The sequence below is a fragment of the Streptomyces sp. NPDC029152 genome, from assembly GCF_055564355.1.
Genome location: NZ_JBVHWR010000006.1, coordinates 317440 through 330998 on the forward strand (window position 1 = coordinate 317440; position 13559 = coordinate 330998).

At 73.2% G+C, this 13559-nt stretch carries 13 protein-coding genes; 5 read left to right on the forward strand and 8 right to left on the reverse strand.

Annotated elements, in window-relative coordinates:
- Nucleotides 1-119: 119 nt before the first annotated feature.
- Nucleotides 120-1052 (forward strand): LysR family transcriptional regulator, encoded by a 933-nt coding sequence (locus tag ACZ4V6_RS15710; protein WP_467827116.1) that lies wholly within the window; start codon nt 120-122, stop codon nt 1050-1052.
- On the opposite strand, the gene ACZ4V6_RS15715 is transcribed toward ACZ4V6_RS15710, so the two are convergent.
- Genes ACZ4V6_RS15715 through ACZ4V6_RS15725 form a run of 3 tightly spaced genes read right to left on the reverse strand, consistent with a single transcriptional unit; the run spans nt 991 to nt 4047 of the window.
- Complete coding sequence (locus tag ACZ4V6_RS15715; protein ID WP_467827118.1) at nt 991-1584, reverse strand: TetR/AcrR family transcriptional regulator; 594 nt, start codon at nt 1582-1584, stop codon at nt 991-993. The two genes, ACZ4V6_RS15710 and ACZ4V6_RS15715, sit on opposite strands and share 62 nt — an antisense overlap.
- 25 nt (nt 1585-1609) lie before the next feature.
- Entirely contained in the window at nt 1610-3280 is a 1671-nt protein-coding gene (locus tag ACZ4V6_RS15720) for a class I adenylate-forming enzyme family protein (protein WP_467827121.1), read from the reverse strand.
- Entirely contained in the window at nt 3277-4047 is a 771-nt protein-coding gene (locus ACZ4V6_RS15725; protein ID WP_467827123.1) for an SDR family oxidoreductase, read from the reverse strand. The genes ACZ4V6_RS15720 and ACZ4V6_RS15725 overlap by 4 nt, the downstream gene beginning before the upstream one ends.
- Nucleotides 4048-4207: 160 nt before the next feature.
- On the opposite strand from ACZ4V6_RS15725, the gene ACZ4V6_RS15730 reads away from it, so the two are divergent.
- Nucleotides 4208-5461 (forward strand): exo-beta-N-acetylmuramidase NamZ family protein, encoded by a 1254-nt coding sequence (locus ACZ4V6_RS15730; protein WP_467827126.1) that lies wholly within the window; start codon nt 4208-4210, stop codon nt 5459-5461.
- Nucleotides 5462-5490: 29 nt separating this feature from the next.
- Here ACZ4V6_RS15730 and ACZ4V6_RS15735 read toward each other — a convergent pair whose 3' ends face one another.
- A complete protein-coding gene (locus tag ACZ4V6_RS15735) occupies nt 5491-8298 on the reverse strand; it encodes a penicillin acylase family protein (protein ID WP_467827128.1) in 2808 nt (935 codons plus the stop codon).
- A gap of 244 nt (nt 8299-8542) precedes the next feature.
- Between ACZ4V6_RS15735 and ACZ4V6_RS15740 the strand changes: the two genes are divergently transcribed.
- Nucleotides 8543-9145, forward strand: coding sequence for a hypothetical protein (locus tag ACZ4V6_RS15740; RefSeq protein ID WP_467827130.1), 603 nt, complete (start codon nt 8543-8545; stop codon nt 9143-9145).
- Between the two features lie 72 nt (nt 9146-9217).
- Nucleotides 9218-9955: a 3-keto-5-aminohexanoate cleavage protein gene (locus ACZ4V6_RS15745; protein WP_467827132.1), complete on the forward strand. Its 738-nt coding sequence runs from the start codon at nt 9218-9220 to the stop codon at nt 9953-9955.
- A 248-nt stretch (nt 9956-10203) separates the two neighbouring features.
- Here the strand turns inward: ACZ4V6_RS15745 and soxR are convergent, their stop codons facing one another.
- Nucleotides 10204-10722, reverse strand: coding sequence for a redox-sensitive transcriptional activator SoxR (gene soxR / locus ACZ4V6_RS15750; protein WP_467827134.1), 519 nt, complete (start codon nt 10720-10722; stop codon nt 10204-10206).
- 107 nt (nt 10723-10829) lie between these two features.
- Between soxR and ACZ4V6_RS15755 the strand changes: the two genes are divergently transcribed.
- Entirely contained in the window at nt 10830-11291 is a 462-nt protein-coding gene (locus tag ACZ4V6_RS15755) for a MaoC family dehydratase (protein ID WP_467827135.1), read from the forward strand.
- A 21-nt stretch (nt 11292-11312) separates the two neighbouring features.
- On the opposite strand, the gene ACZ4V6_RS15760 is transcribed toward ACZ4V6_RS15755, so the two are convergent.
- The 3 genes from ACZ4V6_RS15760 to ACZ4V6_RS15770 all read right to left on the reverse strand — a co-directional run bounded on the left by ACZ4V6_RS15760 (nt 11313) and on the right by ACZ4V6_RS15770 (nt 13545).
- Complete coding sequence (locus tag ACZ4V6_RS15760; RefSeq protein ID WP_467827136.1) at nt 11313-11960, reverse strand: TetR/AcrR family transcriptional regulator; 648 nt, start codon at nt 11958-11960, stop codon at nt 11313-11315.
- An 81-nt stretch (nt 11961-12041) separates the two neighbouring features.
- On the reverse strand, nt 12042-12332 hold the full coding sequence (locus tag ACZ4V6_RS15765) for a YiaA/YiaB family inner membrane protein (protein WP_467827138.1): 291 nt from the start codon (nt 12330-12332) through the stop codon (nt 12042-12044).
- A gap of 61 nt (nt 12333-12393) precedes the next feature.
- Nucleotides 12394-13545, reverse strand: a complete 1152-nt coding sequence (locus tag ACZ4V6_RS15770) for an acyl-CoA dehydrogenase family protein (RefSeq protein WP_467827141.1) — start codon at nt 13543-13545, stop codon at nt 12394-12396.
- Between the last annotated feature and the right edge of the window lie 14 nt (nt 13546-13559).

Here is a 13559-nt window from a genome sequence, read left to right on the forward strand (position 1 = left end):
AAGAACGCGGCGAAACGGGACCACGGCGAAGGTCTGCGAGTCATGCCCTCAGGCTGGCTCGCGGACCGGCCGTCGGTCCAACAGATCGTTTCGCTACGGCCCATCTCTAGAATAGATGGATGGAGATCCGTCAGCTCCGTCACTTCATGGCGGTCGTCACCGAGGGCAGTTTCACCGCCGCCGCGCGCCGCGAACTGATCGTGCAGTCGGCGCTCAGCACCTCGGTGCGCAACCTCGAACGGGAGCTGGGCGCCGACCTGTTCGACCGCACCGGCCGCCGGGCCGTGCTGACGGAGGCGGGCCGTGCCCTGCTGCCGCGGGCCCGGGCGCTGCTGGCCGGCACCGAGGAGGCGCGGCACGCGGTGGCGGCGGTGACGGGGCTGGCCACCGGCCGGGTGGCCATCGGCACGATCCAGACGCTGACCTGCGTGGACCTGCCCGCCGAACTGGCCACGTTCCACCGCCGGTTCCCCGGCGTCCAGGTGTCGGTGCGCGACGCGCCGGTCGGTGAACTGACCGAGGCGCTGCGCGCCGGCGAACTGGACCTCGCGTATCTCGTGCCGGACGCGGGCGCGCTGCCCGAGGGGCTCGTCCCGTACGCGTCCTGGCAGGAGGAGCTGGTGCTGATCACCGCTCCGGGCCACCCTCTCGCCGAGGCCGGACGGACGCTGATCAAGGACCTCGCCGAGGAGCCGTTCGTCGACTTCCGCGCGGGCACCGGCCTGGAGACGGCGGTGCGGCGTCTGGCCGCGCACTGCGGTCTGGAGCGCCGCATCACCTGCGACGTCACCCAGATCGGGCTGCTGGTCGACCTGGTGCGGGCCGGGATCGGGGTGGCGTTCGTGCCGCGGCGGGTCGGCGAGCGGGCCGGGCTGCCGTGCGTTTCGGTCCGGCAGCCGGAACCGGGCCGTACGGTCGTGCTGACCGGGCGGGGGCCGCGGCCGCGCAATCCCGCGGCCGCGGCCCTGGCCGATCACCTCACCGGTCGCCTCACGGACGCAGCGCCCGCAGCAGCAGGTCGGCCAGGTGGTCGGCCACTTCCTGCGGGCTGAGCGGGCCGTCGGGGCGGTACCAGGTCGACAGATGGTGCACGGAGCCGAAGTGGTAGTCCACGACGAGGTCGGCCGGGACCTCCTTGGTGAAGACGCCGGCCCGCTGGCCCTCCTCGATGAGCGCCCGGAAGCGCTCGTGGTAGCGCCGGCGCTCGGCGCGCACCTGCTTGTTCTTCTCCGGGCTCAGCTGGTGCATGGAGCGGAAGAAGATCGACGCGTCGTCGAGGTTGTCGATGGTGGTGACGACCACGTCGGCCGCCGCGTCGCGCACCCGCTCCTCGACCGGCCCGTCGGAGTCCGCGTAGGCGTCCAGGCGTTCCTGCTGGAGGCGCAGGAGGCGCGCGTACACCTCGTGCAGGAGGTCGTCCTTGGAGCCGAAGTAGTGGTAGAGCGCGCCCTTGGTGACGCCGGCCGCTTCCACGATCTCCTGCACCGAGGTGCGGTCGTAGCCCTGCTCCGCGAAGAGCCGGGTGGCGGCGGCCAGGAGCCGCTGCGGCACCGGAGTGCCGTCCCCGTCCGTGGTCCTGGGCACTGCCGTCACCTGCCTTTCCGTTGTCTCACTGTCCGTCGTCGTGCGTACGGGAACGCAGTTCCCGACGGAGGATCTTCCCACTCGCCGTCTTCGGCAAGTCGGTCAGGATCTCCACCTGACGCGGGTACTTGTAGGCGGCCAGTCTCTCCTTGCAGTACGCGGCCAGCGCGTCCGGGTCGGTGTCGGCGCCCGGGCGGAGGCTGATGTACGCCTTGACGGTCTCCCCGCGGTACCCGTCGGGGACGCCGACGACGGCGGCCTCGCGCACCGCCGGGTGGGTGTAGAGGACGTCCTCGACCTCGCGGGGCCAGACCTTGAAGCCGGAGGCGTTGATCATGTCCTTCTTGCGGTCGACGACGTAGAGCCAGCCCCGGTCGTCCATGAAGCCGATGTCGCCGGTGCGCAGCTCGCCGCCGGGGAAGGTCTCGGCGGTGGCGTCGGGACGGCGCCAGTAGCCGGGGACGACCTGCGGCCCGCTGACGACGATCTCGCCCTGCTCGCCGAAGGGCACCTCCTCGCCCTGGTCGTCCACGATCCGCACGACCGTCTCGGGGCCGGGCACGCCCACCGCGAGGGTCCCGGAGACCGGGTCGACGGGCGCCTCCAGGTGGGGCGGCACGGAGGCGCAGGGCGCGGTGCACTCGGTGAGCCCGTAGCCGTTGCGGATGTACGGGCCGAAGCCCGCGCGGAACTTCTCCACCAGGGCGGGCGGCAGCGGGGCGCCGCCGGAGGAGATGGTGGCGAAGGACGCGAAGTGCTCCCGGGTGGCGTCCGGGTGGGCGGCCAGCGCCATGAAGGCGGTGGACGGACCGACCGTGTAGTGCGGCCGGTGCTCGGCGAACGCGTCCAGGACGACGCCCGCCTCGAAGCGGTACGCCAGGACGAGCGTGCCCACGCTGTTCAGGCAGGCGCCGAGCTGGCAGACCATGCCGGTGATGTGGAACAGCGGCGCCAGCGCGAAGTAGACCGGCGCCTCGGGCAGACCGAGGCCGGTGCGCTGCCGTTCGGCGTTGTACATGATGTTGCGGTGCGTGTTGGTGGCGCCCTTGGGGGTGCCGCTGGTGCCCGAGGTGTAGCTGATGAGCGCGGTGCCGTCGGACTCGGGGTCGCGGCCCCCGGGCGCCTCGTGGCCGGCGCGGGCCGCCTCGGTGAGGTCGTCGGCGTCGGCGGCCCGCGGCAGCCGCTCGAAGGCCAGCACGCGGGCGTCGCCGCGGGTCTGGAGGTCCAGCTCGCAGGCCGTGAGCACGATCCGCACCGGCGAGCCGGCCGCCGTCTCGCGCAGGTACGCCTCCCAGGCCCGGTCGGAGCAGATCAGGGCGGCGACCTCGCCGTCGCGCAGGACGTGGCCGACCTCCCCCGACTTGTACATGGGGTTGACCGGCACGACGACCGCGCCCGCCTTCCAGGCGCCGAGGACGGCGAGCACGAAGTGCGGGGAGTTCTGCAGCAGGACCGCGACCCGGTCGCCGCGCTCCAGGCCGCGGGCGGCGAGGTGCCCGGCGACGGAGTCGGTCAGCTCGTCCGCCTCGCGGTAGGAGAGGCGGCCGTCGAAGTAGGCGAGGAAGGGGCGGTCGGGGGCCTCGGCGGCGGCCCGGCGCAGGGCGTGCACCAGGGAGGCGTCCGGGTGGAGCGGGGCCTTCTGGGCGTCGGTGAGCAGGTCCAGCCAGGGCTGGGCGGCGTAACGGGAGCCGGTCATCGGGCCGCCGCCTCCTCCCACTGCCGCTGGAGGCGGTTCATGCCGCGCAGCCAGCGTTCGGGTTCGGCGGCGCGGGCCTCGTAGTACCCGGCGACCTCGGGGTGCGGGAGGATCAGGAAGCGGTCCTCCTCGATGCCCTCGAACAGGGCGTCCGCCACGTCCTCGGGCGCGATCGCGGTCGGCGCGAGCACCAGCTCGCCCGCGCTGCCGCTGGCGGTCAGCATGTCGGTGCGCACGCCCTGCGGGCAGACGGCGTGCACCTTGACGCCGCGGTGGCGGTAGGTGAGGGACAGCCACTCGGCGAAGGCGTACGCGCCGTGCTTGGTGACGCTGTAGGGGGCGGCGCCGATCATGGTGAGCAGCCCGGCCGCCGAGACGGTGGAGACGAAGCGCCCGCCGCCGCGCTCCAGCCAGTCGGGGATCAGCTCGTGCGCCGCGCGGACGTGGGCCATGACGTTGACGTCCCAGGCGAGCGCCCAGACGGCCTCCTCGGCGGCCTCCGTGCCGCCGGAGGCGACGCCGGCGTTGGCGCAGTAGACGTCGACCGTGCCGCCGAGCGCGTCGCGGGCCTCGCCGATGATCGCGGAGGCGTCCCCGGGGACGGCGATGCCGCCGATCTCCTCGGCGACGGCCTTCGTCCGTCCGGCGTCCAGGTCGTTGACGACCACCCGGGCGCCCTCGGCCGCGAAGCGGCGGGCCAGCGCGGCGCCGATGCCGCCTCCCGCCCCGGTGACGACGACTCCGGCATCCTGCACGGCTTCCACCATCGGTCTCCTTCGACACGGCTCGGGCGCTGCCGGACGACAGACTAACCAGTCGGTATGCCCGGCGGAAGAGGTGAACCGCGGTCCGGGTCGTTCCGCGGGGCCCAGGGCGCGGGTTAGCGTGCGTGCGCATGACACCCGCCGCGATCACGGAGGTCACCGCATGACGCTGTCCAGACGGACCCTGCTCGCCACCACGGCCGCGGTGGCGGCCACCGCCTCGGCCGCCGGCGCCGGCCCGGCCCAGGCGGCCCCCTCGGGCGGCGGCCGCCGGCTGCGCACCGGCTTCGAGCGGCTGGCCGACGACGGCTACGCCCTGCTGGAGGGCGAGCGGGTCGGCGTCGTCACCAACCCCACCGGCGTCACCCGGGACGCGCGCCACATCGTGGACGTGATGCACGCCGACGGCCGGGTGAACCTGACGGCCGTCTTCGGTCCCGAGCACGGCTTCCGCGGCACCGCGCAGGCCGGCGGCTCCGAGGGCCGCTACGACGACCCGGCGACCGGGCTGCCCGTCCACGACACGTACCTGAAGAGCGGACAGCCGCTCGCCGACGTCTTCACGGCGTCCGGCGTGGACACCGTCGTCTTCGACATCCAGGACGTCGGCGCGCGCTTCTACACGTACATCTGGACGCTGTTCGACTGCATGGAGGCGGCCCGGCTCGCGGGCAAGCGGTTCGTGGTGCTGGACCGGCCGAACCCGGTGACCGGACGGGCGGCCCTGGGGCCCGTCCTGCACGAGGAGTTCGCCACCTTCGTCGGGCGGCGGCCGATCGCCCAGGCGCACGGCATGACCGTCGCCGAGCTGGCGCTGCTGTTCAACGGCGAGTTCCTGCCGTCGCCCGTGCCGCTGGAGACCGTCACGATGACGGGCTGGAAGCGGTCGGAGTTCTACGACGCCTCCGGGCTGCCCTGGGTGCCGCCGAGCCCGAACATGCCGACGCCGGACACCGCTCTGGTCTACTCGGGCACGTGCCTGTTCGAGGGCACCAACCTGTCGGAGGGGCGCGGCACCACCCGTCCGTTCGAACTGCTCGGCGCGGAGGGCGTCGACGGGCGCTGGGCCGCCGCCGCGAACGAACTCGGCCTGCCGGGCGTGCGCTTCCGGGAGGCGTACTTCGCGCCCGCCTTCTCCAAGTTCCAGGGCAGGACGGTCGGGGGCGTGCAGCTCCACGTGCACGACCGGGCCGCCTTCGACCCGGTGCGCACCGGGATCGCCCTCCTGGTGACCGCGAAGCGGACCTGGGACGGCTTCGCCTGGCGGCCGGACGACTGGATCGACAAGCTCACCGGCTCCACGCAGGTGCGCACGATGATCGACGCGGGCGCGGACACCGACGAGGTGGTGGACGGCTGGGAGAGGGAACTGGCGGCGTTCCGCAGGACCCGCCGCCAGTACCTCCTCTACCGCTGACCTCTGCCGCCGGCCGCGGTGCCGGCCGGTCACCGGTGGGACGTGAACTCCACGACCTGCTGGTAGGTCGGCCGGTTCTGCCAGGAGACGCCGCCGTGCCCGATGCCGCCGAGGGTGCGGTGGATCACCGAGTCGGCGCACCACTGGTCGCCGGCCCCGCAGGTGTCGTCGCCGGGATACACCTGGGCGGCCGTGCGCCCCGCGGCCTCCTTCAGGGTGGAGACCAGGGTGTCCCGGCAGGCCGCGAGGTCGCCCCCGCCGCAGTACTCCCGCGCCAGCGGTCCCCTGACCGGCTCGCCGAGCACCGACCGGACGTCCTTGTCGACATAGCTCCACCAGCCGTACTGGAAGGCGCTGCCGGCGTGGGCGCCGGTCGGGCCGTGGGCGGCGGACGGTGACTCGTCGACGGGCAGGTTGCGGGTGAAGGCGGTGTACAGGTCGCCGCCGAGGCCGGGTTCGAACTCGGCCCTCACCAGCAGCGGCCACCAGGCGTCCAGGGTGCGGATCGCGTCGGCGTGGGCGTACTTCTTCGACCCGGCCGAGGTCTCCGTGCGCAGGGCGCCCGCCGCCAGCCACGCCTTGAGCCGGACCACGGCCGCCTCGGCCGCGGGGTCGGTCACCGGCGCGGACTCGATCACCTTCAGCAGGCCGGGCACCACGTCCTCGGCCCGCAGGTCGGCGAGGCCCGCCTCGGCCATGGCCTTCACCAGCGCGGCCCGGGTGACACCGCCGGCGGCGACCAGCTTCCTCACGCGGTCGTCGAGGAGGTTGCCCCGGTGGACGGAGCCGTTGCCCCAGGAGGCGGCCGGATAGTCCTCGGCCTGCTTGTTGTTCCAGGAGACGTAGTAGTCCTGGTCGACGGAGCGGGGATGGGCCGACGGGGGCGTGTACCGGGCCGTGTTGGCGGCCGGGTCCCAGCCCTGCCACTCGTACGCCTCGCCCGCCCACACCGGGAACTCGGCGTCGACGCCGTTCGCCCGCACCGGGTTGTCGCCGCTGTTGTAGTACGCGGTGTGCTCGGAGTCGGCGTAGAACCAGTTGAAGGTGTAGTTGATGTGCTGCACCGCGCCCTGGAAGCGTTCGGGGCCGGTGAGGTAGTCCGGGTCGTTGAGCATCTGGAAGCCGATGATCGAGTCGGCCTCGTGCAGGAAGGACGAGCGCAGCGTGGTGTAGGCGACCTTCTTGCCGCCGACCGTGGCGCGGTACTCGACCGGACCGTACTTCGTGCGCCAGACCCGCATCGTGTAGGAGCCGGCCGCGGTGGAGTCGGCGACGGTCGGCTTCCAGGCGTTCTTCCGCTCGACCTTCTCCATCGGCGTGCAGGTGCCACGGTAGAGGTAGTGGTGGTCGTCCTGGCACAGCTCGACCGCGTAGGTGTCGATGATGTCCTGGCCGGAAGTGGTCGCGCTCCAGGCGTAGTCCTGGCCGCGGCCCAGCTCGACGTACATGCTCAGCCCCGCGAAGGAGGCGCCGCGGGCGCTCAGGCCCGGGCCCTGGAGTTCCTGGAGCATGAGCAACTGGGGTGCGAAGTAGCCGGTCTGCGGGCCGAACACGGCGACCGGGTGGCCGCTCGCGGTGTGCTTCCCGCTGACGACGAGGGCGTTGGACATGCCGCGCCGGGCGGAGGTGACGGCGGTGTCCGCGGCCGTGGCGGAGGCGCCGGTCGCGCCCGCCCCGGCCGCACTGCCGGTGCGGTCGTACACCAGGGGTTCGGCCCGGACCGAGCCGGCGTCGGGCAGGGCGCGGCCCTGCGGGGCGTCGGGGCGGGGCAGGTACGGGAAGCTGCCGTCCCGCTGGGTGAGGACCGCCTCGGGGTCGTTGCGCTGGCGGAAGGACTCCCAGACCTTCGTGCCCTCGGCGACGCCGTACTTCTCCTGGGCGGCGAGGAGGGAGAGCGCGTTGTTCACCTCGCCGCCGCCTCCGGAGCCGAAGAGGGAGCCGATGACGGAGGCCAGCGCGACCAGGTCGGCGCGCTCGAAGTGCTCGATGGCGCCGGCGTTGGTGACGGCGTCCTTGTGGCCGGTCAGGACGTACTCGCCGGGGAAGTAGCGGCCCTTGTCGGAGGCGTCGATGTAGGCGTTGACGCCGGCGACGTAGGCGTCCACGTCGGCGAGGGCCTGGGCGCCGCGCTCTCCGGCCTTCGCGGCGGCGCTCTCGATCTGCGCCTCCAGGTCGGCCTCGGTGTAGGGGGCGCTGCGCCAGAACTGCTGCTCCAGGCCCTGGTTGGCGGGGGCGCCGCCCGCGAAGGAGGTCAACCGGCCGCGTCCGACGTGCCGGAAGAGGTCCATCAGCCACAGCCGGTCCTGGGCCGCGGCGTAGCCGGCGCCGAACTCGGTGCCGTAGCGGGTGGTGCCGGTGATGTGCGGCACGCCGGTCTTCTTGTCGCGGACGATCGTCACGTCGTCGCGTCCGGCGGGGCGGACGGTGGAGGCGACCTGGTCGGCGGGGACGCCGAAGGAGGCGTCCCCGAAGAAGGCGTTGATCTTGTCGTTGGTCAGGCCGGGGTAGCCGGTGGCCAGGTTCGCGTAGGGGCCGAGCTGGTCCTCGGCGTGCGCGGGCTGGGTGCCGAAGGCCTGGTTGAGGAGGATCTGGGCGAGGGTGGCGTTGCCGTTCTGGCCGGGCGGCAGGATGTCGGAACACCGGCCGCCGCAGTGGTCGGCGGCCGCCGCCCGCGCGGTCGTGGGGGTGGTGGCGCCCGTGTCGGCGGCCACCGCGGGGGAAAGCGGTGACAGAAGACCGGCGATGAGGGCGCATACCGATGCGCTCTTCAGGAACCCGTGGAAGCGGCGGGGAGTTCTCAGTCTGTCAAGGGCGTTGCGTGGGGTGCGCCGTTGCATGGCAGCTCCTCCCGACGAGGGTGGGCCCGGACGTTACCGCCGGTATCCCCGAGTTGCGAGGTGAACATGCGTCAGTTTTCGGAGCGGGTGCGATCGGCTGATGGGAGACATCGGAAATCGGATGGAGCCGGATCGCGCGTCGATACGTCTACTCGGCGACGTCGGGAGGACGACTCCGTACGACGACGCCGAAGTGACCGAAGTGACCGAGAAGCAGGTGCAGGTGTGACGGAGGTGCAGGGCGATGGCCGGTTTCCGGAGTCTGGCGAGACAGGTCCGCGATCCACGGTGCGACCTGGCGCTACGGCGCTATTCGCTGCGCAAGTGCCTTGAGCGGTTCGCCCCTTACGGGCACAGGGCGACCTGGGACCATCTGTGCTCGCGGGCCGGGTTCGGCCCCGAGGACCGCTCCCCCGACCCGGCGCGGCTCGTGGCCGCGCTGGAGGAGCTGGAGGAGGCGCGTTCGGTGTGGCTGGCCTACGAGGTGGAGTTCGCCGAGCGGCGCAGGAAGGAGAAGCACGACGGACTGCGCAGGCCGGGCAGCGTGGACGACTGGCACCGGCTGACCTGGGGCGGTTTCGGGGTGGCCTGGTGCGACGACCCGGAGGTCCATCCCGACGGGCCGCTCGCGGAGGTGCTGCGACGGCTGATCTCGGCGCTGGAGCGCGAACCGGGGTCGGTGTGCCCGGTGTGCGACGGGGACCGGCTGGTCTGGAAGCACGACCTGGACCACGAACCGTCGACGGGCCCGGTCTGCACGGACTGCGGGATCCTGGTGCCGCGTCCGGTGCTGACCCCGAAGGCCCTGGCGGAGGCCCGGCGTGAACGGCTGCTGATGTCGGCGTAGCGGCCGAGGGGGTGCGCCGGGGACGCCGCGCCCCCGACGGGTGTTGTCAGTGGCGCCCTGCACCATGGGGGGATGGTGCAGGTGTGCGTGAACGGGGCCCGCGGGGCCGCCGACGGTGCGGTGGTGCCGCTGACGCCGGAGGCGATGGCGGACGCCGTGGCCGGGGCGGTGGCCGCCGGGGCCACGGACGTCCATGTCCATCCCAAGTCCCCGTGCGGACAGGACACGTTGTCGCCGCGGGTGCTCGCGGCGACCCTGGGGGCGATACGGGCGCGGGTGCCGGAGGCGGTGCCGGTCGGGGTGACCACGGGAGCCTGGGCCGAGCCCGAGCCGGACGCCCGGGTCGCGCGCATCCGGAGCTGGGAGGCGCTGCCCGACCACGCCTCGGTCAACTGGCACGAGCCGGGCGCCGAGGCGGTCGCCGCCGCGCTGATCGAGCGGGGGGTGGGTGTCGAGGCGGGCGTCTGGTCCGGCACGGACGGCGCGGAACGGTTCGCGCGCTCGCCGCTGGGGCCGAGGGTGCTGCGGGTGCTGGCGGAGGTCACGGACACCGGCGCGGCGACCGCGCAGGCGTCCGCGCGGACCCTGCTGGCCGGCCTGGGCACGGCGCACGGCCGCCCGGTGCTGCTGCACGGCGAGGACGGCGGCGCCTGGCCGGTGCTGCGCCTGGCCGGCCGGCTGGGCCTCGCGACCCGCATCGGCCTGGAGGACACCCTGCTCCTGCCGGACGGCCGGCCCGCCCGGTCGAACGCCGAGCTGGTCGAGGCGGGCCTGACCGAGTGGCGGACGGCCCGGCGCCGCGGGAGGTGAACCCCGTCCGGCGGCGCCCGGCACGTCCCCCGGACGCGGAGCCGGCGGCCTGCGGGCGCGCCGTCCCGCGCCGCCCCCGGGAACGCCGCGACGCGCGCACCCGACGGCGCACGGGCGGCGCCGGACCGGATGCGGGGCCCGTGCGCGCCGTGGCCGTGCTCGGGGGCGGCGCCGGTGCGCGGTCCCGCGGTGCGCGACCGGCGCCTCGGACCGGGGCCGGTGACCGCCGGGCGCCGGGACCGGGTCCTTCAGTCGCAGCACGCGGCGTCGGACGGGGCCGGCGTGCGCCTGCCGGCCGGCGCCGTCCCCGTCCTGCGTTCCACCAGCAGGCGGGAGCCCGCGCGGCTTTCGCCGAAGACGTCGTCGGGGTTGGACAGGACACAGGTGTCCAGGGACAGACAGCCGCAGCCGATGCAGTCGGTGAGGTGGTCCCGCAACCGGTTCAGCTGCTTGATCCGCTCGTCCAGCTCGGAGCGCCAGGCCTCGGAGAGCCGCGCCCAGTCCTCCTCGGTGGGCGTGCGTCCCTCCGGCAGCTCGGCGAGCGCCTCGCGGATCGTGGCGAGCGGGATGCCGACGCGCTGCGCGGCCCGCACGAAGGCGACCCGGCGCAGGGTGTCGCGGCTGAAGCGGCGCTGGTTGCCGGAGGTGCGGCGACTGCTGATCAGGCCCTTGGACTCGTAGAAGTGCAGGGCGGAGACGGCGGCGCCGCTGCGCGCGGCGAGCTGGCCGACCGTGAGCTCGTGGATCTTCTCGGGAATCTGAGGCACTCCTCGAACCCTACCGACCCCGTCACCCGCCGGGTCCGTTGACATGGGCTCCGGCGGCCACCATGCTAAGCAGTTGCTTAGAAAATTTCGACGCGGGAGGCCGGGACATGGCAGAGCCGAGGATCTTCACATCCGCCGACGACGTGAAGGCGGCGGTGGGCGAGCAGCTGGGGTACACCGACTGGCTGGAGGTCGACCAGAAGCGGATCGACCTGTTCGCGGAGGCGACCGGCGACCACCAGTGGATCCACGTGGACCCGGAGAAGGCCGCCGCGGGCCCGTTCGGCACCACCATCGCGCACGGGTACCTGACCCTGTCGCTGCTCCCGCTCTTCGGGCCGCAGCTGATCCAGGTCGAGGGCGTGAGGATGGGCGTCAACTACGGCACCAACAAGGTCCGTTTCCCCTCCCCCGTCCCGGTCGGCTCGCGGCTGCGCGCCACGGCGACGATCACCGGCGTCGAGGACGTCGCGGGAGGGATCCAGGTGTCCGTCGCCTTCACCGTGGAGCGCGAGGGCGGCGACAAGCCGGCGTGCGTCGCCGAGTCCGTCTCGCGCTACTACCTGTGAGCCGCCGCCACCCGTGAGCCGCTACCGCCCCTGAGCGGCGCCGGACTCCTTGGCCCGCACCATCCGCAGCACGAGGTCGGCGTAGAGCGCGCCGACCTCGTCGGGCGTGCGGGGGCCGTTCACGTTGAACCAGCGGGCGACGTCGATGCAGAGGGAGAGCACCGCGAGCGTCGTGCCCTGCACGTCCGCCACCTCGAACTCGCCCGAGGCCACGCCCTCCTCGATGATGCGCCGCACCTGCGCGTCGACCTGGCGGCGCAGCGCGACGATCTCGGCACGGGCGTCCGGACCGAGCGCGTCCAGCTCGTACTGCACGACGCGCGCGGTGGTGCGCCGTCCGGCGTGCCAGCGCACGAAGGAGCTGACGGCCTCGGCGAGCCGCTCCGTGGCACTGCCCTCGCCCTCGGCCGCCGTGCGCAGGATGCCGAGCGCCCGGTCGTGGCCGATCCGGCTGATGCGGTGGAGCAGCTCTTCCTTGGTCTTGTAGTGGATGTAGAGCGCGGCCGGACTCATGCCGGCCCGCCCGGCGATGTCGCGGGTCGTGGTCGCGTGGTACCCGCGCTCGGCGAAGGCCTCCACGGCGGCGACCAGCAGTCGCCGGGCCGCGTCAGGCGTGACCTCTTCCCACGGCTCGATGTCGCCGCCCGCCGTCTCGGCCGCCGTACTCATCGCTTGTTCGCCCCTCTCGGTGACAGGAGCTCCACCATACCGCCGAAGCTGAGCGGCCGCTTAGGGGTGCCCGGCCGCAGGTCATCCCAGCTTCTCGAAGGGGTCGTGCTCGGCGAGGAGCTTCTCCAGCCGGGCCTGGTCGACGCGGCTGACGATCTGCCCGGCCTCCTGCCGGTCCCGGATGATCTTGGCCAGCGTGAAGGCGGACGTGACGAGGTACAGGACGGCGATGGCGAGGAAGGCGCGCACCCAGGCGTCGGCCCGGAGCTGGTAGATGCCGATGGAGGTGGCGATCATGGCGACCGCGAACGACGCGACGGCCTGCCCGTAGAAGGCGGCGGTGCTCTGCTGCTTGACCGGTGTGTCACTCATGGGGACAAGCGTCGGCGGACGTGGCCCGGGACACATCCGCCGACGTACTCAGTCCGGGTACTCAGAAGGCCGAGACGCCCGTCAGGGCGCGCCCGATGACCAGCTTCTGGATCTGGCTGGTGCCCTCGTAGAGGGTCATCACGCGGGCGTCGCGCAGCAGCTTGCCGGCCGGGTACTCGTCGATGTAGCCGTAGCCGCCGAAGACCTGGAGGGCGTTGTTGGCGGCGCGGACGGCGGCCTCCGAGGCGAACAGCTTGGCCTTGGAGGACTCGACGGTGAAGGGCTGCCCGCGGTCGATCAGGTCGGCGACGCGCCAGGTCAGCAGCCGGGCGGCGTCCACGTCGAGGGCGATGTCGCTGATCAGCTCCTGCACCAGCTGGTGGTGGGCGATGGTCTTCCCGAACTGCTCGCGCTCGCCCGCGTACCGCACGGCGGCGTCCAGGGCGGCCTGGGCGATGCCGACGCAGCCGGCCGCGACCGACATCCGCCCCTTGGCGAGCGCCGACATGGCGACCGAGAAGCCCTTGCCCTCGGGGGCCAGCATCGCGGAGGCCGGGACGCGGACGTCCTCCAGGACGAGTTCGGCGGTGGCCTGGCCGCGCAGGCCGAGCTTGCCGTGGACGGTGCGGCGGGTCAGGCCGGGGGTGTCGGTGGGGACCAGGAAGGCGGAGACGCCCTTGTGGCCGGGGGCGTCGGTGGAGCGGGCGAAGAGCAGGACGACGTCGGCCCAGGTCCCGTTGGTGATGAACATCTTGGTGCCGTTGACGACGTAGTCGTCGCCGTCGCGGACCGCGCGCGTGGAGAGGTTGCCGGCGTCCGACCCCGTGCCGGGCTCGGTCAGGCCGAAGCAGCCGACGTACTCGCCGGAGGTCAGCCCGGGCAGCCAGCGGCGCTTCTGCTCCTCGTCCCCCCAGGCGGCGATCGTCTTGGCGACCAGGCCGAGGGAGACGGAGACGATGCCCCGCACGGAGGAGTCGCCGCGTCCCAGCTCCTCCGTCACCAGGCAGTACGCGAGGTGGTCGCCGCCGGAGCCGCCGTACTCCTCGTCGACGGTGAGTCCGAGGAAGCCGACCTCGCCGAGTTTCTTGACGATGGACCGGTCCACCTCCTCGGCACGGTCCCAGGCGACGACGTGGGGGGCGATCTCGCGCTCCACGAAGTCCCGGGCGAGCTGCCGTACGGCGGCCTGCTCCTCGCTGAGCTCCAGGTTCATGACGGGTCACCCCA